General features: G+C 69.1%; 14 protein-coding genes and 1 pseudogene. 4 read left to right on the forward strand and 11 right to left on the reverse strand.

Translation table 11 applies throughout. The features are described from left to right. Window positions 1–3 precede the first annotated feature (3 nt). The 6 genes from QHF89_RS09250 to QHF89_RS09275 all read right to left on the reverse strand — a co-directional run bounded on the left by QHF89_RS09250 (window position 4) and on the right by QHF89_RS09275 (window position 11,726). Complete coding sequence (locus QHF89_RS09250) at window positions 4–1,140, reverse strand: deoxyhypusine synthase family protein (protein ID WP_136972539.1); 1,137 nt, start codon at window positions 1,138–1,140, stop codon at window positions 4–6. Between the two features lie 59 nt (window positions 1,141–1,199). Continuing rightward, complete coding sequence (locus tag QHF89_RS09255; protein ID WP_136972540.1) at window positions 1,200–4,322, reverse strand: beta propeller repeat protein; 3,123 nt, start codon at window positions 4,320–4,322, stop codon at window positions 1,200–1,202. 54 nt (window positions 4,323–4,376) lie between these two features. Next, window positions 4,377–5,198 (reverse strand): undecaprenyl-diphosphate phosphatase, encoded by an 822-nt coding sequence (locus tag QHF89_RS09260; protein WP_136972541.1) that lies wholly within the window; start codon window positions 5,196–5,198, stop codon window positions 4,377–4,379. 7 nt (window positions 5,199–5,205) lie between these two features. Beyond that, entirely contained in the window at window positions 5,206–5,724 is a 519-nt protein-coding gene (locus QHF89_RS09265; protein ID WP_136972542.1) for a hypothetical protein, read from the reverse strand. A gap of 417 nt (window positions 5,725–6,141) precedes the next feature. Further along, window positions 6,142–8,175: a PD40 domain-containing protein gene (locus QHF89_RS09270; protein WP_136972543.1), complete on the reverse strand. Its 2,034-nt coding sequence runs from the start codon at window positions 8,173–8,175 to the stop codon at window positions 6,142–6,144. Between the two features lie 83 nt (window positions 8,176–8,258). Next, window positions 8,259–11,726, reverse strand: a complete 3,468-nt coding sequence (locus QHF89_RS09275) for a hypothetical protein (RefSeq protein ID WP_284720272.1) — start codon at window positions 11,724–11,726, stop codon at window positions 8,259–8,261. A 538-nt stretch (window positions 11,727–12,264) separates the two neighbouring features. Between QHF89_RS09275 and QHF89_RS09280 the strand changes: the two genes are divergently transcribed. Further along, entirely contained in the window at window positions 12,265–12,873 is a 609-nt protein-coding gene (locus QHF89_RS09280; RefSeq protein WP_284720273.1) for a hypothetical protein, read from the forward strand. Between the two features lie 267 nt (window positions 12,874–13,140). Here the strand turns inward: QHF89_RS09280 and QHF89_RS50145 are convergent. From QHF89_RS50145 to QHF89_RS09295, 3 genes and pseudogenes are all read right to left on the reverse strand, one after another. Beyond that, a pseudogene (locus tag QHF89_RS50145) lies at window positions 13,141–13,287 on the reverse strand (transposase); the annotation flags it as partial. Window positions 13,288–13,374: 87 nt separating this feature from the next. Next, a complete protein-coding gene (locus QHF89_RS09290) occupies window positions 13,375–13,560 on the reverse strand; it encodes a hypothetical protein (RefSeq protein WP_136972545.1) in 186 nt (61 codons plus the stop codon). 107 nt (window positions 13,561–13,667) lie between these two features. After that, window positions 13,668–13,847 carry a hypothetical protein gene (locus tag QHF89_RS09295; RefSeq protein ID WP_284720275.1) on the reverse strand — a complete coding sequence of 60 codons (180 nt, stop codon included), beginning with the start codon at window positions 13,845–13,847 and terminating at the stop codon, window positions 13,668–13,670. Between the two features lie 342 nt (window positions 13,848–14,189). Here QHF89_RS09295 and QHF89_RS09300 point away from each other — a divergent pair, with 342 nt between their 5' ends. Continuing rightward, complete coding sequence (locus QHF89_RS09300; RefSeq protein WP_136972546.1) at window positions 14,190–14,432, forward strand: hypothetical protein; 243 nt, start codon at window positions 14,190–14,192, stop codon at window positions 14,430–14,432. Window positions 14,433–14,487: 55 nt separating this feature from the next. Here QHF89_RS09300 and QHF89_RS09305 read toward each other — a convergent pair whose 3' ends face one another. After that, window positions 14,488–14,718, reverse strand: coding sequence for a hypothetical protein (locus QHF89_RS09305; RefSeq protein ID WP_136972547.1), 231 nt, complete (start codon window positions 14,716–14,718; stop codon window positions 14,488–14,490). Window positions 14,719–14,772: 54 nt separating this feature from the next. Here QHF89_RS09305 and QHF89_RS50150 point away from each other — a divergent pair, with 54 nt between their 5' ends. Continuing rightward, on the forward strand, window positions 14,773–16,266 hold the full coding sequence (locus QHF89_RS50150; protein ID WP_136972548.1) for a hypothetical protein: 1,494 nt from the start codon (window positions 14,773–14,775) through the stop codon (window positions 16,264–16,266). 94 nt (window positions 16,267–16,360) lie between these two features. Here QHF89_RS50150 and QHF89_RS09315 read toward each other — a convergent pair whose 3' ends face one another. Further along, a complete protein-coding gene (locus QHF89_RS09315) occupies window positions 16,361–17,788 on the reverse strand; it encodes a serine hydrolase domain-containing protein (protein ID WP_284720276.1) in 1,428 nt (475 codons plus the stop codon). A 174-nt stretch (window positions 17,789–17,962) separates the two neighbouring features. Between QHF89_RS09315 and QHF89_RS09320 the strand changes: the two genes are divergently transcribed. Continuing rightward, window positions 17,963–18,433 (forward strand): hypothetical protein, encoded by a 471-nt coding sequence (locus QHF89_RS09320; protein WP_136972550.1) that lies wholly within the window; start codon window positions 17,963–17,965, stop codon window positions 18,431–18,433. Window positions 18,434–18,693 lie beyond the last annotated feature (260 nt).

Consider the following 18,693-nt stretch of genomic DNA (forward strand, 5'->3'; position numbering starts at 1 on the left):
CTCCTACTTGACCTCGGCCGTCTTGCTGCGGCGCTTCTCCAGCCGCTCGAGCACCGCGCGCACGATCAGCGGCCACGCGACCGTCGCGTCGGCGTACACCTCGGCGTAACGACCGCCCTCGTTCGGCGGGACGAATTTGCCCCAGCTCACGCCCTCCGAATAGGTGCAGCCCGAGAGCCCGCCCCAGTGCACCGGCTCGGGGCAGATGCGCACGCCGTACTGGAAGCGCGGGTGAGCCACCTCCACGCCGAGGCGGTGGCCCACGATGTCGTAGAACGGGCCGACCTGCTGCGCCCAGTTGCGCGGCACGCCGCCGCCGATCGTGAAGATGCCGAGCTTCTTCTTCGTCCCGATGAGCTTCGCGTAGCTCAGCAGATCGAGGAACGGGTTGTACGCCGGCGGGGCCGCGTGCTTGAAGGGATCGAAGTTCGGATCACGCCCGTGCTGGGCGTGGATCTGCCGGAGCTTCCATACCGCGACGTCGAGGCCCATCTCGCTGTCCGTGAAGGCCGGCACGTAGACGGGCACGTTGTGCAGGTAGGCGCTGCGCAGGATGCCGGGAGAGTCGCCCATCGCTGCGAGCGCCTTGCCGAGCTGACGGCAGATCATCTCGCTCGACCACGGCACGTTCGGGTCGAGCTGGTCGAGCTCTGCCCGGACGAACTCGTCGATCGTGTTGAGGTTCTTCTCCATCTCGAGCGTGTCGTAGACGCGGTTGTAGCCCTTCTGAAAGAGCACCTCGTCCGGCACGTTGGGGTTCGCCTTGTAGTGCGTGAGCCCCACGGCCTCGCTGAGCCCGTGCGCCATCAGCGCGCCCGTCGAGACGATCGCGTGGATCATCCCTGCTTCGATCATGCGGACGATGACGAGGCCCATCTTCGCGACCGTCATCGCGCCGGAGAACGTCGCGATGATCAGGCACTCCGGATCGAGCGTCATCTCCGTCAGCACGTCGCACGCCTCGCCGAGCGAGCGGCCGCTGAAGGCCGTGCGGCCCATGGCCGTGACGAGATCGTCGAAGCTCTTGATCTGCAGGGGATCGAGCGCCGTGATCGGCACGAGCTGGTCCTCGACGCCGTCGCTCAGATCCCGGACGGCGCGCGGCGGCTCGTGGGCTGGGTGGGGAGGTCGGTCGGACATGACGAACACCTCTTGGGTTGTTCGGTCCTTCCGTACAAGTCAGGGGGAGACGGCTTCGATCACTTCCGCTCTTCGAGCGTGCAGGACAGCTTGAAGACCTGGTCCTTGGCCGGCAGACCACGGTCGCCGCCCTCGGCCTTCTTGCCGAGGAAGTCCGCCCGCGCGAACGTGATCGGGCCCTTCTTCGCGGGCGGAGGAGCCCCCTTGCCGGGTCCCGGAGGCGGCGGCGGCGTGGGCCGCGCCGAGGCGCGGTCCGGCGCGTAGAGCGTGGACACCTGCGCGATGCAGGCGTCGTTCCCCGAGAGGCGCACATCGTAGAGCGCCGAGGCGAGCGAGCCGACCGCGCCGTCGATCGCGGCCCGGGCATACCCGCGCGTCACGAAGAACCGCACGCCCGCCTTGGGCTTCGTCCCGCATGGAGCGAGCTTGCCGACCAGGTTGCGGAGGTTCGGCACCGTCGCCCAGCCTTCGAGCGTCGGCGCGAGCGGCAGGGGCGCCGGCGCGCCCTTCTTCTCGGGCGGCGGGATCGGGAAGACCCGCATCGCGCTCCAATCGTTCGCGCTCAAAAGGACCGGGATCCCGTCCTTCGTCGGCTCGCCGAGCGTGCGCGTGCTCCGCGCCGCCACGTGCCCGATGATCCGCGGCGCCTCGCCCGTGACCCACACGACGAGCGCGGTGTCGCGCATCCACGCGATCGGCTCGCCCTTGTCCACGCCGAACACGACTTCGTTCGTGGGCAGGAGGTCGTAGCCGACCTCGGCCGTCTCCACGCCGCCGCCGGCCTTCGTGCGCACGAGCAGGTTCTTCGAGCTGCCCACGCGCAGCGTGAAGAGCGCGCGGGCGCCGCTGCCTGCCGCCGCGCGCAGCTCCGTGCCCCACGCCGTGCCCTTCGGCGGCGGGCCGCTCCACGTGCGCACCTTGCCGCCTACCTCGGCCGCGTCGTGCCAGGAGAGCGTCCACTTCGCCGGCTCTGAGCCGGGCTTGTCCGGTCCCTCTTCTTCGAGCAACGCGACCACGTCCATGAGCCCGTTGCGCGCCGTGGGCGCCGTCCGCGTCGCCCTCCGCGTGCCCTTCGGCGCCGCGCCCTTCTTGCCGAGGAGCTGCGCGATGAGGCTCGAGCTGGAGAGCGGCGCCGTGGCCTGGATCGAGCCCTCGCTCGTGCACGCGAGCACGCGATCCGCGCCCGGACCGTAGGTCGTCTCGGCGCGCGCGATCGTCACGTCGAACGGAGGCTCGGCGCGGTCCTCGCGTGGCTCCTCGGCGCCCCAGCCGATCCGCACGTGCCGATCGAGCATCAGGCCGACCTCGGACACGCTGAACACCGAGGCGTCGTCGAGCAGGCCGCTGACGTCGGAGAGCGACGCGCGCACGGGCTCCGGCAGCGGCACGCCCTGCCACGTCTTGCCGCCGTCGCTCGACGCGCTGATCCCCTCCTCGCCGATGGCGATGCCACGCCCGCCGCGGATGCGCGCGCTCGACGCGTCCTTGAGCCGGTGCGGCTTGCGCGCCTCCTTGCCCGAGCCCGCGGGCTGCGAGACCGCGTAGATCCCGTCGTCGTCGGCCATCACGAAGGAGAGCGTGTGCTCGTCGTCCTCCTCGATCGCGCTGATCACGCGCAGCTCGCCGATCGGCTGGAAGTCGATCGTGGCGATACGCTCCTCCTTGCCGTTCTCGCCGAGCGCGGCGACGTAGACGCGCTTGTGCTCGGGGACGGGTTTGTCTTCGCGATCGCCCTCGCCCTCCTCGCGCGGCTCCTCTTCCTCGTCGCGGTCGCGCGCGGATTCCTCCTCGTCGCGGCGCTCGGACTCGGGGACGTCGCCCTCCCAAATGTTGCGCACGAACGCGATGCGGCCGTCGGAGAGCGGGCCGGCGCCGCGCGGGTAGAGGTCGATCTCGCCGTGCAGCGTGAGCCAGCGGCCGTCGGGCTGGCGCGCGCAGATGTCGCCGTCGTCGTCGGTGCTGCAGGGGCCGAGCAAGAGGACGCCGCCGCTCGGCGAGGTGCGGAGCTCGGCCTCGCCGCTGCGGAGGAGCGCCGGGCGCTCCGGCTTCAAGGTGCCGCCTTCGAGCGAGACGCGCATCACGCCGAAGGGATCGTACCGATCGCCGCCCATCTCCTCGCTGAGCGTGCAAGCGATCCACGCGTGCTTGCCGGCGCGGCTCATGCCACACGCGCCGAGCCCGTCGCCGCGCGCGAACTCCGCGGTGGCCGTGACCATGCCGGTCTTCGTGTCGACCCGCGCGAGCAGGCCGTGGCTCGCCACGATCGCGCTGCCGTCGGGCAAGAACACGCCCGCCGCGGCCGCGGCCGCCAGCGGATCGCGGTGCGTCGCGCGGATCCATTTCACGAGCGCCGGCTCGTCCTCCTTCGGCGTGTGCTCCGCGAGCCGCCCGAGGCGCGCCTGCGCCACGTCGATCGGCGCGTCGCGGCCCTCGTCGTACACGAACGCGCGGAGCATGCCGTCCCGCAGCGCGAGCTCGAACACGCGGAGCGCGTCACCCTTCACGTCTTCGGTCACGCGCTTCCACGTCGCGCCGCCGTCGGCCGTGACCGCGAGGCCCACGCCGTCGAAGACGCCCGCGCCTTCCTTGCTGTCGCGGAACGCGACCGCGCGCAAAGGCAGGGGCGGCAGCGTGGTCACGGGCTTGATGCGTCCCGTCTCCACGTCGACGAAACGAGGCATGTCGCCGCCGAAGGTCCACACCGCGACGAGGCCCGCGTACGCGCCCATCGCGCGGATGTCCTGCTCGGCCTGGGCGAGCGGCTTGGGGGCGCCGAGCGGATCGTCGAGCCGATAGACCCCGCGATGACCCCGCGCCACGAGGCGGCGTCCGCCGCCCGGCATCGGGACCTCGACCACCTCTTCGAGCGGCTCGGGCGAGGGCACGGTCTCGGCCTTCACGGAGCCGTCCTTGCCCACGAGCGCGCGGCGCCCGCCGACGAGGACGAGCGTGCCCGCGTCGAGCTTCGGGCCCACCTCGGTCGCGCCGCCCGCGGACGACCAGCGCGAGGGCGGCAGGGGCGCGGGCGCGGCCACCACCAGGGGCGGCGGCGCGGGCTTGGTGATGGGCTTGGGCGCGGGCGGCGGCGTGGACGAGCAGGCGGTGGCTGCCGCGGTCGCGAGCGCGGCGAGCGCCACGACGGAGGAGCCGGCGCTCGTCCGGCGAAGCAGGGACCTCTTCATGAGGCGCGCACTGTATCGACTCGTGATCTCGAAATGAAGCGCTCTTTCGTCGGCTCAGCCGCGCGCGATCCAGAGGACGAGCGCGCCGAGGGCGATGCGGTAGACGCCGAACGGCGCGAGGCCGAAGCGCGTGAGGTACCGCAGGAATGCGGCGATCACGAGCCACGCGACGACGAACGAGGCCACGAGGCCGACGGCGAGCGAGAGCGGGCCGGAGGGAGAGGCGAGGAGCGCCGCGCCGCCCTTGGCGAGGTCGTACACGGTCGCGGCGCCGAGCGTCGGGATGGCGAGCAGGAAGGAGAAGTCCGCCGCGGCCTTCGTGCGCAGGCCGGCGAGCTGGCCGCCCACGATCGTGGTCATGGAGCGCGACGCGCCGGGCCAGAGCGCGAAGCACTGAAAGAGGCCGATCACGGCGGCGCGGCCGAGCGTGATGGAGGCAAGATCCGGATCGTCGTCCGCGCCCGCCTCCGCGCCGTTTCTGCGCCGCCATGCGTCGACGCCGGTCATCACGACGCCGCCGACGATGAGCGCGAGGCCGACGGGCCCGGGGCCGAAGAGGCGCTCCTTGATGAAGCCGTGCAGCAGAAAGCCCACGAGCGCGGCCGGGAGGAAGGCGACGGCGAGCGCCGCGAGCAGGCGCAGGCTCGCGGGGTCTTTGCGCAGGCAGCCGCGGGCGAGCGCGGCGAGGCGGGCGCGGTAGTACACGACGACGGCGACCACGGCGCCGAGCTGGATCACGACGTCCAGGGTCTTCGCGACCTCGTCGTGTTTGCCGAGCCAGGCGCCGAGCAGGATGAGGTGACCGGTCGACGAGACGGGCAAGAACTCGGTGAGGCCCTCGAGCGCGCCGAGGAGCAGTGCGTCGAGCCAGGTCATCCGAGGGTCAAGCCGCGGCGCCGCGTCGGGCTTCGAGGCTGGCCTGATCGGCGGCGGCCTGGGTGGTCGCGTAGCGGGCGAAGCGCTTCGTGCCGCCCATGAAGATGCGCCCCTGATCCTTGAGCGCCTTCAGCGCGGAGCCGACGGCGGAGCGCGTGAACCCCGACTGCCGCTCGATTTCGCCGACGCTGAGGCCACTTCCATTGCCGACGATGCGGGCGATGCGCTCGATGGCCGCGGCGCGCTCCTCGTGCGTCGGGCGTGCAGCGTTCCGGCGCTCGGAGACGGGGGCGCGGACCGTGGCCGGGGCGCGGTTCGGCGCGCGTTTCGTGCGCGAGGAGGTGGGCGCGGAGGGCGTGGAGGCCGGCGCGGACCGCACTTGCACCGTGCGCGGGTTGGGGGCGCGCGTGGCCGGCGCGCGCTCGATCCCCAGCCGGCGGAGGAGGAGCGCGCGGATCTGGTCTGCCAAGTCGCGGGAGAACTTGCTGACGAGCTCTTCGAGCTCCGCGTCGAAGGGTTGCGCCATGGGACCCGACCCTAGCATGTTCGGGGTGATTTTCCGCGAGCGCGGGTTCTTCGTTCTCGAAGCCGCGGAGCTGGGGCTTTGCCCCAGGCCCCAGCAGGGGCTATCCGCCCCTGCACCCGGACCAGCGAGGCGCTGGACCCAAGCTCGATGAACTGCGCGATGCGCAGTTCATCGAACAGGCCCGGTCAAGACCAGCAACGGCGTTGCCAACCAAGGCAGCCGCGTTGCGGGTTCTGCTGGCACCCCGGCTCCTTCGTCGGCCTGTTTGAAAAACTGCGCGGAGCGCAGTTTTTCAACCCTGGGTCCAGCGCCTCGCTGGTCCGGGGTCGAGGGGGCGGACAGCCCCCCGCGGGGTCCGGGGCGGAGCCCCGGGCGCGGCGCCGCCTCCCGCGCCGGGGGTGCCCGAGGGACGTTACGTCACTTCGGCCCGTCGGACGCGCAGAAGCCGCCGATGCATTTCGCGTCCGGGTCGCAGCAATTCGCGGACGACATGCAAGCCTCGCCGAGCTTCGAGCAGCCTTGCGCCTGGTCGGAGCAGACGAGCGCGCCGCTCTGCGCGTCGGGCTTGCAGAAGCCGTCGCAGCAGTCGAAGCCGGCGTTGCAACCCTCGCCGAGTTGCTTGCAGGGCGATTTTGCCCATTCGCCGCGCATGTTCTGGTTGTCGAGGCCCTGGCCGGGGAGCCAGAACGCTGGGTGGCTCGGATCCTGGCCGGGCACCGGATTCGCGTCGATCGCCGTCACCCAGAGCTGCTTGCGCCGCGTGTTCGGGTTCGTGTCGAGCAGCGTATTGCCGTACTTGCGCTCGGACACGATGACGAGCCAGAAATACCCGCCGAGCGAGAACGGATTGAACGTCGGCTCGTAGTTCGTCGTCGTCTGCTCGGCCTCGATGTGGTTCATGCCATTCGTGTTGTCGAGCGGGATGACCACCGAGCCGTCCGTGTTCGTCAGCCAGATCTCGGCGAGCGCGCCGCGCGAGCGCGCCATCGTCGAGCGCTCGAACGCGATCCATTTCGAGTCGGGGCTGAAGGTCGGGAACGTGACCGTGGGCCGGCCGGCGTCGTTCGTCACGATCTGCTTCGTGTTCGAGAAGGACGGGACGGCCAGGTTCACGTCCGTCACCCACAACGTCGACTGCGTGAAATCGAGCCCATTGCCGTCGGTGCGCATGCTGAACGCGATTTTCTGGCCGTCGCCCGACCAGGCCGGGTGCGAGGGGAAACCACCACCCGGGTTCAACTGGGCGAGCTCGACGTCGCTGTTGTACGTGCTGAGCGAGAGGAAACCCGTCCCATTGAAGGCGCCGTCGTTCCAGTGCCGCCAGAGCACGTGCGAGCCGTTCGGCGAGATCGCCTGGAAGCCGGACGAGGCATTCGTGTTGAAGAGCGACGTGCCCGTCGCCGTGTCGAACGTGCCCCAGGGGCTATATCCACCGTGGAACGAGGCCACGAGCCGCGTCCCATCCTTCGAGACGCTGTGGCAGGCCACGCAGCCGACGCCGGGGGGCGGCGTGAGGAATGCCTCGGGGCCGAGATCGCCCGGCTTGATGCGCACGACGCTGCCCGTGTTGACCTCCCAGTAATAAATAGTGCCCGCGAGGTTTGCCGGGGCGATCTTCCAGGTCTGCGTCTTCGCGACATAGGCCTTCGTCCCGTCGAAGCGGGCGATGTCCACCTGCACGTCGCCGTTCGTGGAGTCGGTGAGCTTGCGCCAGATGTCGTCGGGCAGCTTGGGGAAATCGAAGCGCGAGGGCGGCGGCACGGTGCGCCAGGTCTCGTATTCGAATGCGGGGCTCTTGATGTGAATGTGATAGACGTCGCCCGCGTTTCCGCCATTCCACTGGATCGTGGGCCCGAGCAGGCCACGCGGGAAGACGGTCTTGTCGTAGGGATAGAGGAGCGAGAGGGCCGGATCCGCCTCGGCAGCCGTGGGGAACTGCTGCTTGATGCTCGGATCGATCATCTGCGAATCGTCGAGGTAGCGGAGCTTGACGGTGGCCGTGGTCGAGCCTTTCACGCCGTCGGCCTCGAACGTGACGGTGCCCGTGCCGCCGAGCAGGCCGCTCGCGGTGAACGCGCCGTTCGCCGGGACGATGTTGCCGATGTCGCCGCGATCGTAGGTCCACGAGCCGACGACGTCGACGACGCTGCCCGAGTTCGTGAGGCCGGTCGCCTTGTAGGTGATGGGCGGCGGGATCTGGCCATTGACGACCTCGATCACGAGGTCCTTCGGCGTGACGTCGATCGACACGAGCTGGCCCACGCCGCTGTCGCCGAAGATGTCGCCGCCGAGGCCTTCGCCGCCGTTGCCCGCGCCGCCTGCGCCGCCCGATCCGCTGCTGCTCGCGGCGCCGGCGCCCTGGGTGGTTTCACTGCCCGATCCGCCGCACGCGGCGAAGAAAGCGGCGATGAGGGGAATCGCGATGGCGGCGAGGGTGAGGGGACGACGCATGCGGCAAGCTCCAGTCTCAGGGTAGAGGGGGAGATCCTACCTGAGGCGTGGGGCTCGCCGCATCTGGAAAGGTGGGGTCGGGATCAGCGCTTCACGTTTTGCGCGCGGTTGCGGCGCCGGCCCGCGGCGAAGAGCGCGCCCATCAGGAGAACCCCGAGGGAGCCGCCGTTCTCCGTCGGAGCGCCGGACGCGTGGCAAGCGCCGCCGCTGGGGTCGCCCCCGCCGCCGCTTCCGCCATTGCCGCCATTGCCGCCTGCGCCGCCGGCTCCACCATTGCCGCCATTGCCGCCATTGCCTCCAGCGCCACCGCTGCCGCCCGCGCCGCCGGCTCCACCATTGCCGCCCGCGCCGCCGGCTCCACCACTGCCGCCTGCGCCGCCGCTTCCGCCTGCACCACCACTTCCGCCATTGCCACCGGCGCCACCATTGCCGCCCGCACCGCCCGCGCCGCCAACACCGGCGTTCGGCATCACGCAGACGCCCGCGTCGCAGGCGCCCGAATCACAATCCTCGCCCACGTCGCACGCGTCGCCCAGCGCCTGCGGGACCCGCAAGAGCCGCGCATGCACCCGGCTCGCCGCGTAGGGCATTTCCGGGACGAACCGCTCATAACTGACCAGCGTCTTGCCATTCCCCCGCGCGACGAGCGAGGGCGGACCCTCGAACGCGGGGCCGGACGAGACCGGGAACGTCTCGAGGATGGTTCCATCCGTCCCCACCCGCGCCCCGGCGAGATCCACGGTAAAGGTCACCTCGTCGGGCGGCGACCGCCAGACGACCACGAAGCTCTTGCCGTCGTAGGCCACGGCAGGGCAGGGCCCGTAATACTGGGTGACGTAGAAGGACGAGCAAGGCGCGTCGTATTGCAGGCTCGGGATCTTGTCGACGAGCACGAAGCCACCCGGATCCAGCACCGTTCCATTCGCGTCCACGCGCGCCGCGCGCAGGGTGGAGCCGGAATTGCTCGGGACGGCCGGCTCGGCCCAGACCACGAGGTGCATCGTGTCGTTCGACGCGATCGCCGGCCGCCCGACCTTGGCGGTCGGAGACGTCGAGACCTGCAGGAAGCTCGGATCGAGCAGGTTGCCCGTCGCGTCGAGCCGTGATGCCACGAGGCCATTGCCGTTCAGCTCGTCCCGGAAGGCCAGGAGGTAGCCGGCGCCGCCATGCGAGACCGCGGGCCGGAGGCCGAACCAGTTCTCGATCACCTCGACGGCCATCGTCGGCGGCGCGGCGAGCGTCCCCGCCGAGGTCACACGCGCGATCTCGATGCCATCATAAGAGTCGTTCGCGAGGAGCGTCTCCGCACCGTTCGAGGCGATCGCAATGGGCTCATTCTCGTACCCCCACACATTGATCACGAGGGGGACGGCGTCCAGCACCGTGCCCGCGGGGCTCACCCGCACGGTCTCCGGGTTCCAGCTCGGATCACCGCCGCCGGACGGCAGGCCGCCGATCCGCCAAGCGGCGACCACGTGGTTCGTCCCGTCGAAGACGACCCGCGGGGCGAAATTCCAGCCCGCCGCGCTCCGGATCGGGATCCCGCTCGGGTCGAGGAGGACGCCGGCGGGGCTCACGCGCGCGCCCCAGAGATCCAGGAATTTGTTCCCCGTATCGTAATTGCGGTGATCGGCCCATACCACGAGGAAGTTCGTCCCGTCGAACGAGACGGCGGGGATGAACTGCGCATTGGCGCTCTTCGACAGCAGAATGCCCGGCACGTCCAGCGCGGCGCCGCCCGGCGCGAGGCGCGTCCCGGCCAGGAACGTGTCCTCGGCGGGTCCGTCCGACGTCCCGTCGTCCGAATACACGGCGAGGGAAGGCGCGGGGGCCACGGTGATCGCGTGGCCTCGGCTGACCGAAGCGAGCACCGCCGGCGTCGCGTCGAGCAACACGCCCTGCGCATCGAGGCGCACGCGATACGATCCCCAGTTGTTCTCGTGAACGCCCTTCGTGAAGAGCACCACCGCGTCCTGTCCATCGGAGCCCACGGCGATGTTCGTGAAGTATGTATCCTCGTCGGCCGTCTGCGTGACGACGATTCCTGCCGGGTCGAGCACCACGCCCATCGGGTCCACGCGTGTTGCCATCACCGTTTGGGGATAGAAGGTGTCGCCGCGCGTCCAAGCCACCATGTAGGCCCCGTGGACGAAAGCGAGCGCCGGGGCCTCGTCGCGATCATCGCCCACGACCGGCGGGCTCACGGGGAAGGGCGTGGCGTCGAGCACATTGCCCAGCGGGTCGACACGCGCGCCGAGGATCCGGCCGTCGTCCCAGAGGAGGAGCGAGCCCTGGCCATTCGAAGCGATGGCGGGCTCGTGCCCGCTCCCGAGCGACGGATTGCCCAGGTCCGTCGCCGTGAGCACGCCGTTCGGGTCGAGCAGCACGCCCGCCGGGGTCACACGCGCGCGGTAAATGTCGGAGCGGGAATTCGAATAATTGCGCCTGTCGTCCCAGACGAGCACGTAATTCGTGCCGTCGAAGGCGACGTCGGGGGTCCGCTCCTGTTTCGGTCCCGCGCTGATCGTGAGCTCGCCCCCGGCCACCTGGCCAGCGCTGGTCACGCGCGCGGCGTAGACGTTTTGCAGGGCCGTGTACGTGACCAGGAAGTCCTGGCCGTCGGAGGCCACGGCCGGGTCGGTGCCCCGCCCGATATCGATGCCATATTCGTCGAGGACTGTGCCGTCCGGCTGCACGCGCGTGGCATAGATGTGATCCACGTAAGCGCGTCGATCCTGCCAGACCACGAGGTATTGCCCGCCGCCGTACGCGATCGCCGGGTCCTCTTGCTGGTTGGCCGGCTGGACGAGCAGCGGCGCATCCATCCCGACCTCGGGCGAAAGGATCGGGTCGAGCACCGCGGGGTACGCCGACGCGTCGATCGCGTCCGCCGGCACGGTGAGCTCGAGGGAGCCGTCCGCGACCCGCACGGGCACGTCGGTCTTCGCGCCCCGCGCGTCGATCCAGGTGGCCTTGCCAAACTTGACGCCGAGGTTCGTCCCCGGATCCACGAAATGGTGGCCCGAGCGGGTCTCGCCGGAGGGCGCCATGCCGGAGACCTCGATCCGGACGACGAGATCCCCCGCGCCGGCCGGCCGTTCGGCGAAAGAGTACGAAAGCTCGACGCCGCCCTCCGCATTGCGCAGGTGCTCCTCCACGGCGCCGCGGGTGATGGAGAGGTGGCCGTCCGGGGCCACGCGCGGGCTCGGCGCGCCGTCGAGGTGCGCCCCGCCGCGCGCGACGTCCACCGTGCGAAAGCGAGCGGCGGCCGACGTGCTGTGATCCCCCGGCCGGGGCGCGACGTCGAAGGCGCCCGCGGAATACGCGACCTCATAAGCAGGGCCGCCCCCGACGAAGTGGTCGCCGGAGGCCCGATAGGCGAGGCGCACGGAGCGCACGACGGCGTCGAGGTCCACGGGGGCGGAGGCGCGCGCGGGCGACGCGGCGGGCGGCGAGGCGGGCGCGGACGGGCCGGAACTACAAGCCGGGATGACGCCGAGGAGGCCCCCGAGCGCGAGGGCGCCGAGGATGCGGGCGATGCTGGATTTCATAGGGCTGGCCGATCGTGTCTGGAAGTCGGCAAGATGCGTTGGCATACGTTCCTCCGAAGTGCCTCGCCGAAACGGCGGGGCGGAAAGAGCGGGCGCGGCAGCATCACCGCTGACCGTTGGGGTGCCAAGGGTTACGTCGAGCTGCGCACGAAAACGACCGACAGGCGTCGCGCACGCTCTGGCGTGACGCACATCACGTCGGGTCCTCCCCCCTACGACCGGAACCGATGTGCGTATCGGTTTGGGTCCTCCCCCCTACGACCGGAACCGATGTGCGTATCGGTTTGGGTCCTCCCTCCCACGACTTGAACCGATGCGCGTATCGGTTTGGGTCCTCCCTCCCACGACTTGAACCGATGCGCGTATCGGTTTGGGTCCTCCCTCCTACGACTTGAACCGATGCGCGTATCGGTTTGGGTCCTCCCTCCTACGACCTCTCCTGGTCTCGCATGACGGCCGGCTCCACCGCTCGCCTCCCTCGCCGAGCTTCTCAAGCGCGTGGTTGCCGAACCGAACGACCTCATCTAGGGTCGCCCCGATGTCAGCGCAGCGTATTCCGAAGTGGTTCCAGGCGGTTGCGGGAGCAACAGTGGCCCTCTGGCTCCTCGTCAGCATCTACTACTGGGCCGGCGCCGGAGGCGTGCGCGCCCATGGCGCGTCGACGTCGTTCGAGCGTCAGCACGACTTCGCGCTCCTGCAGATCGACGATCATCGTGCCTTCCGTGTCGACAAGTTCGGCGTCAACATCACGAAGTACCGGCGGGGCACGTTTCCCTTCTGCCCTCTTTGCGGCGTGAACGAGTCGGCCGGAACGGTCATGAACTTCGCGCAGTACCGCAAAGGCGACTGGGTCTACACGGATCTCGCGCAGCCGTTCGACGAGGCGGTGAACCTCAAGACCGGCGAGGTGATCAATCTCTCGGAGGGCGGAGGCAAGCTCGAAACGCCGCCGCCCGAGTTCGCCGCGCGCGGGCTCGACTTCGAGAGCGCCAACAAGCTCGACGAGGGCCGCGTCCTCGCCGAGTTCACGCCGCTCTCGACGATCAACGAGAGCTGCATCGTGTTCAACATGGCGTTCCTCTTGATCTTCGCGGCGCTCGTCGTGGTGGGGGGCGTGCTCGTGATCCGTCGGCCGAAGGAGGCTTGAGGGCCGACGCCGTATGAGCGGCCTCACGAGCGAGATGCCCGTTCTGCGGCACGAAGCTCGTGATGGCGCCGCGCGACGCAAGCGGTCCGCGCGATGAAAAGCGGCCTGCCGCCGGGCGTGAGCACCGTGCTGGAGAGAGCGCCCGCAGGCGCGGTGACGTACCTCGGCGACGCGCGCCTCGTCCTGCTGCTGGCCGGCGAGCGCCGGCTCGTGCGCCTTGTCGATCACGCTCCCGTGATACGCGTCATCGGCCCATATGCGCTTGAGCGTCGGATACTTCCGATGAGCTTCCCGCAACAGTGGCACGGCCCCATCACGATCTTGCGTCGATGCCGGTGTGATCAGCACGCCGAGGAGCATCCTCATGACGTCGACGAGAAGATGACGTTTTCGCCCGTTCACCTTTTTTTGCATCGAAGCCCGTTGGGCCGCCGACGTCTGTTGCTTTGACGCTCTGGCTATCAACGATAGCCGCGGTCGGCTCTGGCTCTCGGCCGGCTTTCACGCGCACCATGCGGCGGAGACGGTCGTGGATGTCATCCAGTACGCCGTCTTTCGTGGTGACTTCGGCTCCTGGAGATTCCGGACCCAGATCGGAGTCGGAAGCAGCTCGGCGATGAGATCCCATTCGGCATCCGTCAGGTCGGAAGGATAACCCTGGCGGGAAGATCGCTCGTCGATGCTCATGTACGCAGGTTTGGCACGACCAGTCTGGTGAGGCCAAACTTCCTGATGAACACCCTCTACGTCCATGGCGACCGAGTCGCACCCGTGTCTTTTCTTCGCCTTTCCGTCTACTGGGCCTGCGTGTTCTGCACTGCCTTACAGCCGCCGACAGGGCAATCGAGGATGTAGCTCGCCTTCTTCCCACACCCCTCTGCGCCGAACGTATCGGCGTTGAGGATCGAAAACTTGAGCTGCTCGGCGCTGCACGAAAGATCGAAGGTCGCCTGCTTCGTGATGATTGCCTTCACGTCGGTCCCTTCCGTATTCCCGCCCGGCGGGCTCACGTAGCGCCAGAGTTGGTCGCACCCTTCGGCGTAGTACGGCCCCGCGGGGGGCCCCGACGGGGATGCTGGACGCACCTGAATGGATTGTGGGTCGCACTGAAGATCCTTAGGAGAGCGCGCGCGTACCCCCTCGATCCCTCCACCGCATGCGGGGAGCGCGATGAGCGCAAGGAAGAGCCAGACGAGGGGATGGTTCGCGCGCCGGTGCATCGAAATACTCGCTTGCTTCGGGTCAAACAAGTTCATCATGCGCCTCGTATCATGTCCTTGCGACGGGCGAAAGGGGAACTCGGAGACGCCTGCCTCGTGGTTATCGGTTACACGCAGCGCTGGCGCATCGAGGCGTTTCATCGCACGTGGAAGCAGGGCGGTTGCAACGTCGAGGAGACGCAGCTCCAAACCAGCGTCCCGGTCATCGATCGCAATCCGCAGCGCTACGTGGACAGCATCTTTGCGGCGAAGGAGTCCGATTACGTGGCCGCCACCCAGACGATCGCGCGCTCGCGCGAGGCGCCCTCGGCGATCGTCCTGCCGGTCCCGTCGCCGTGACGCTTCCGAGCCGGCGCGCCGGAGGTGGTGCCGCAGGAGGGGTTCGCCACGTAGATCAGCGTTGCTGCGCGAAGCGGGCGCCGAGGAGCGCGCCGAAGAACTTCGTGCCGAGCGAGAGGGCGACGATGCCGATGTACGAGAGGATGTCGCTCGATGCGACGAGCACGGCGACGTCGATGATCGCATAGACCGCGAAGCTTGTGGCGGCGAAGGCGAGCGCGTTGCGCGCGGGCGTCTTGCGGCCCATCAAGAAGGACGCGAGGCAAAAGAGCGGCGCGCCGAACACGACGCTCGACCACGGCGCGATGCGGCCGGCCGCGTCCTGATAGAAAGCGTCGTCGTGGCCGGGCTCGACGGCGACGCTATAGACCGCGACGACGACGAAGCTGATGGCGACGTTGACGATTATGACGACGAGCGCGACGCCGGCTGCCTTGACGAAGTCGAGTGGTTTCATAGATGCGCGACGTTAGTCGAGTTCGGTCCGCTCGACGAGGGCGGCGCGAGCAGGGACCACGGCACCCGCCGCAGCGCCGGCCACGCGGTGAACATGGTGCCGGGGCAGAGATGCGCCGTGGTGTGCAGGATGTCTTCGCGAGGCGTCGGAGCCCGAATCCTCTGCAAGCCGCGCACTGTGGCCAATGGCGAACTCTTCTCCAAGGACGATTTCGAGAAGAACTTCAAGCTCAGGACGATCACGTGTCCGGCAGGTCAGACCCAGCGGTTCGTGCCTGGCCAGACGGTCGAGTTCGAGGCGCAAATCTGTGGCGCCTGTTCGCTGCGTTCACGCTGCACCAGCGCGAGCAGCCCGGCCGCCGTGGGAACGCACGCGGGCCAAGCACGAGCGCTCGGGCCGGTCCCCAGCGCCACCGAAGGCCTTTGTTTGCCCTGCGATGCGCGAATGCGTAGGCTCACCGACATATTTTCTCAGCTTTTGGCAGCATCCGCGGTCTCGTTCGTGTTGCTCCTGCCCGGGATGGCAGGCGCCGCCGAAGGAGACACCTGGGTTCCCAGAGCCCAGCAGAACCGCGTCGCCCTCAAATTCGACGTCTGGTCCTACGACGATCCCTTGCTCGGGACTGCGCATTCGCTCACCTGGAGCGTCGCGGGCCAGGTGAAGATTGCCCGCGGCGTGTATCTCGATTTCGACGTCCCCTGGGCCGTCTGGGATTTCCGGTTCCCCTCCACCGGCCTGCGCGAGACCGATGCCACGATGGGAAACCTCACCCTGGGCGTGCACTGGGCGGGCAAGGTGAGCGAAAGGCTCGCGTTTCACGCGGGCGGCACGCTCTCGGTCCCGACCTCGTTCACCGACGGAGAGATGTTTCACAGCTCGGGCAGCGCCGTCGTCGATTTCTTCACGTTGCTGCCCCTCTCCAATGCCATCCGGATGCCCCACGAAGTGGCCAGCCGCAATCGCGCTTATGCGGACCTGCACCGGTTCTTCCTCGATTCGATCGTCGCCCGAGGGCGCGGCGGCCTGGAGCTCCGCATCTTGCCCACGCTTCATTACCGCGCGGACATCGTGTCCATCCTCGCCTTCCCCGTTGGGATCCTGGCGGATCGCACCCACCTCTTCCTCGAAGCCCACAGCGAGATTGCGGCGCGCGCCTCCACAGGCGTGGGCGGCGGCCTGCGCGTGCAGGCCGTGTTTTTCCCGACCCGCGAGGGCGACAAGGCCCAGACGGCCCTCGAGCCGTATTTCAGCTACGAACCCACCCGCGGCTTCTATGCGCGCCTCGGTCTGCTCGTCGCGCTCGACGACACGCTCGGCTTCGGCTTCGAGGAAGGGAAGGTCGCGACGCTCCGCACCGCGCTCGGCGGGTCGTGGTAGGGGCGAACCTCAACCTCGCCATGGCGGGCGAAGACGCGTGGAGAGGTCGTCATGGCAAGGGTGTGGCAGGGGTCGCCGAGCGTGGACGGCGGCGTTACCCTACGGGCAGGCGCGCGCCGATGAACTCGGCCGCGGTGACGGCGGCCGGGTGCCCGCGGTTGCACAGCACCACGGTCGTGTAATCACGATAAATCGCCAGATCGCCGTTGACCCCGGGGGCGCTGCCGCCGTGCCCGTAGTAGGTCTCGCCGTTGCGGGTCCGCACCGCCAGGCCGAGGCCCCAATGCGACGTGCCCGCCACCACTCTGGGGGCCGTCATGGCCGCGAGCGTCGCTGCGCTGACCAGCGCCCCGCTGCGCAAGGCGACGACGAAGGCCTGCAGGTCCTCGACGGTCGAATAGCCGCCGCCGGCGGGGAGCCCTTCGTAGGGCGTCAGGGCCTTGCGCCCGGTCGCGCCCGCGCCGGTGTACGGCACCGCGGTCGCGCGCGAGGAGGCGAAGGCTTGCGACGTCGCCGGCATCCCCGCGGGCCCGAAGATCCGCTCGTGAAACACCGCCTCGTAGGGCTTGCCCGTCACGCGCTCGAGGATCGCACCCAGCAGGACGAACCCATAGTTGCTGTAGCCCCACCGCGACCCCGGCTCGAACAACGGCTCACGCGTGCCATAAAAGCGCACCAGGTCGGCGGTGGTCTTGAGCGCGTCAGCGTTGGCGTCGTACTGCGGGCCGAAGATGTCGCCGGTGCCGCCGGTGTGGGTCAGCAACTGCTCGACCGTCACGCGCTCGGCCAAGGTCCGGTTGGCGTAGTCGGGCAGATGCCGGGCCAGCGGGTCGCTCAGGCCGAGGCGCCCCTGCTCCACGAGCTGCATGATCGCCACCGCCGTGAATACCTTGCCCATCGAGCCGATGCAGAACCGGGTCGACGTCGTCACGGGGAGCGCCCGTTCGTTGTTCGCCGAGCCGTGGCCCGCGCTGAACAGCACCTGTTCACCCCGCGCGATCAACGCCGCCCCGTTGAAGCGACCCGCCCGAGCTGCCTCGCCAAACTTTGTCTTCACCGCGGCGAGGACCGACGCCTGATCGAGCCGCTGGATCGTCTCCTCGGCAGGAGCGCCGGTGAAGGCGATGTCGTCGAGCTTGTCCGGGCCCGAGGCGGTGAGCACCACCTTCGAGCGCCGGTCCCACGCGTGATCCTTCACCCAGGCGGAGATCTCTTGCGGACCCGTCACCTGCGACGACAGCAGGTCGAAGCCGCCGGTGATTTCGCGGACCGCCAGGTCGTCGTCGACGTACGGGCGCACCGTCGGCGCGAGCGTCTCGACGAACCGCTTGTACACGCCCAGGTCTGGATCGTTGAACGCCGTAAGCCAGCGCTCCAGCCACGATGCGAGCACGGGCGGCGGGTCGACGGCCGCCTTGCTCGCAGGCTCGCGCGGACGTGCTCGACAACCGCCGAGGGCGGCGCCCGCGAAAAGCCAGCCGGCACCTGCGCCCACAGAGACGAGAAGATCGCGTCTGTTCACGATGTGGGCGCCATCCTAGCCCGGTGCATGGTGACGGCCACGAAAATGCAGGGGCGCGACGGCCAGCCTCACCCTTCCCGGGCCGAATGGCCAGGTCCGCGTGAAAGCGGAATGGTGCACGCACGCACGCCTCGTCCTCGGGCGATGAGCCATCCTTCGCAAGGAGATCGCGTCATGCTCGCCCAGCAAGACCGAGCTACGCCCGTTCCAACGGGGGATGACGAGGACGAGGACGACGCAGCGCTTGTTTGGCAGGAGTCGCCGATCGTGGACGTTCGCGATACGATCGTCGGGCCCACGGCGCTGCCGCTGTTGTTGCGGTGGAAGGCGGGATGGGCGTCGTTTTGGAGTGCCGTGGCGGATGCCTTTTTCGGTGGACTGCGCGTGTCCGAACGGCTCCCGCCTGTTCCTCCGCTGCGTTCGCGGGCGATCTCACGGCCGCGTCCTGACAAGGATGGCCGGGTTTCAGTTGTTCGGTTGCGCGAGAAGGTCCCGCACCTTCCGTACGAGCGGGTGATCCTTCCGGCGCTTGTTCGTCTCGAAGAACAGGGCGTCGTGGCGCTGGTGCAGGTCAGAACGGGGGACCCGATGGCGGAGATTCTCCGCGAGGGTGTTACCCACGTTGAGCTGCAGGTTCCTGTGTGAGCCGCCTTGTGAGGTTCCGAGGGATCGCCTTCGGCTATCGGGTTGAGCTGCGAGGACGAGTGATCGGAACGCTTCGGTGGGTCCGTAGGGAAGACGGGCGGTGCTGCTGGGGGTGCGAACTGCTGGAAGGTGCGTCGGTGCTGGAAGGACCTGAGCGGCTGCGGGATGCGGCTCGGGTCTTGATCTCGCTGGCCGAAGGCGCCGTCTGATGAGTAGGCCGCGGGCCGAGCGTCCCGCCCTCGCCCCACCCGCGGACCGGT

The organism is Polyangium sorediatum, assembly GCF_029946465.1.
GTDB classification, from domain to species: domain Bacteria; phylum Myxococcota_A; class Polyangia; order Polyangiales; family Polyangiaceae; genus Polyangium; species Polyangium fumosum.

Coding starts and splice junctions, on each gene's coding strand:
- QHF89_RS09250 (WP_136972539.1), bottom strand. CDS start 1,140: ATGTCCGACCGACCTCCCCACCCAGCCCACGAGCCGCCGCGCGCCGTC.
- QHF89_RS09255 (WP_136972540.1), bottom strand. CDS start 4,322: ATGAAGAGGTCCCTGCTTCGCCGGACGAGCGCCGGCTCCTCCGTCGTG.
- QHF89_RS09260 (WP_136972541.1), bottom strand. CDS start 5,198: ATGACCTGGCTCGACGCACTGCTCCTCGGCGCGCTCGAGGGCCTCACC.
- QHF89_RS09265 (WP_136972542.1), bottom strand. CDS start 5,724: ATGGCGCAACCCTTCGACGCGGAGCTCGAAGAGCTCGTCAGCAAGTTC.
- QHF89_RS09270 (WP_136972543.1), bottom strand. CDS start 8,175: ATGCGTCGTCCCCTCACCCTCGCCGCCATCGCGATTCCCCTCATCGCC.
- QHF89_RS09275 (WP_284720272.1), bottom strand. CDS start 11,726: ATGAAATCCAGCATCGCCCGCATCCTCGGCGCCCTCGCGCTCGGGGGC.
- QHF89_RS09280 (WP_284720273.1), top strand. CDS start 12,265: ATGTCAGCGCAGCGTATTCCGAAGTGGTTCCAGGCGGTTGCGGGAGCA.
- QHF89_RS09290 (WP_136972545.1), bottom strand. CDS start 13,560: ATGAGCATCGACGAGCGATCTTCCCGCCAGGGTTATCCTTCCGACCTG.
- QHF89_RS09320 (WP_136972550.1), top strand. CDS start 17,963: ATGCTCGCCCAGCAAGACCGAGCTACGCCCGTTCCAACGGGGGATGAC.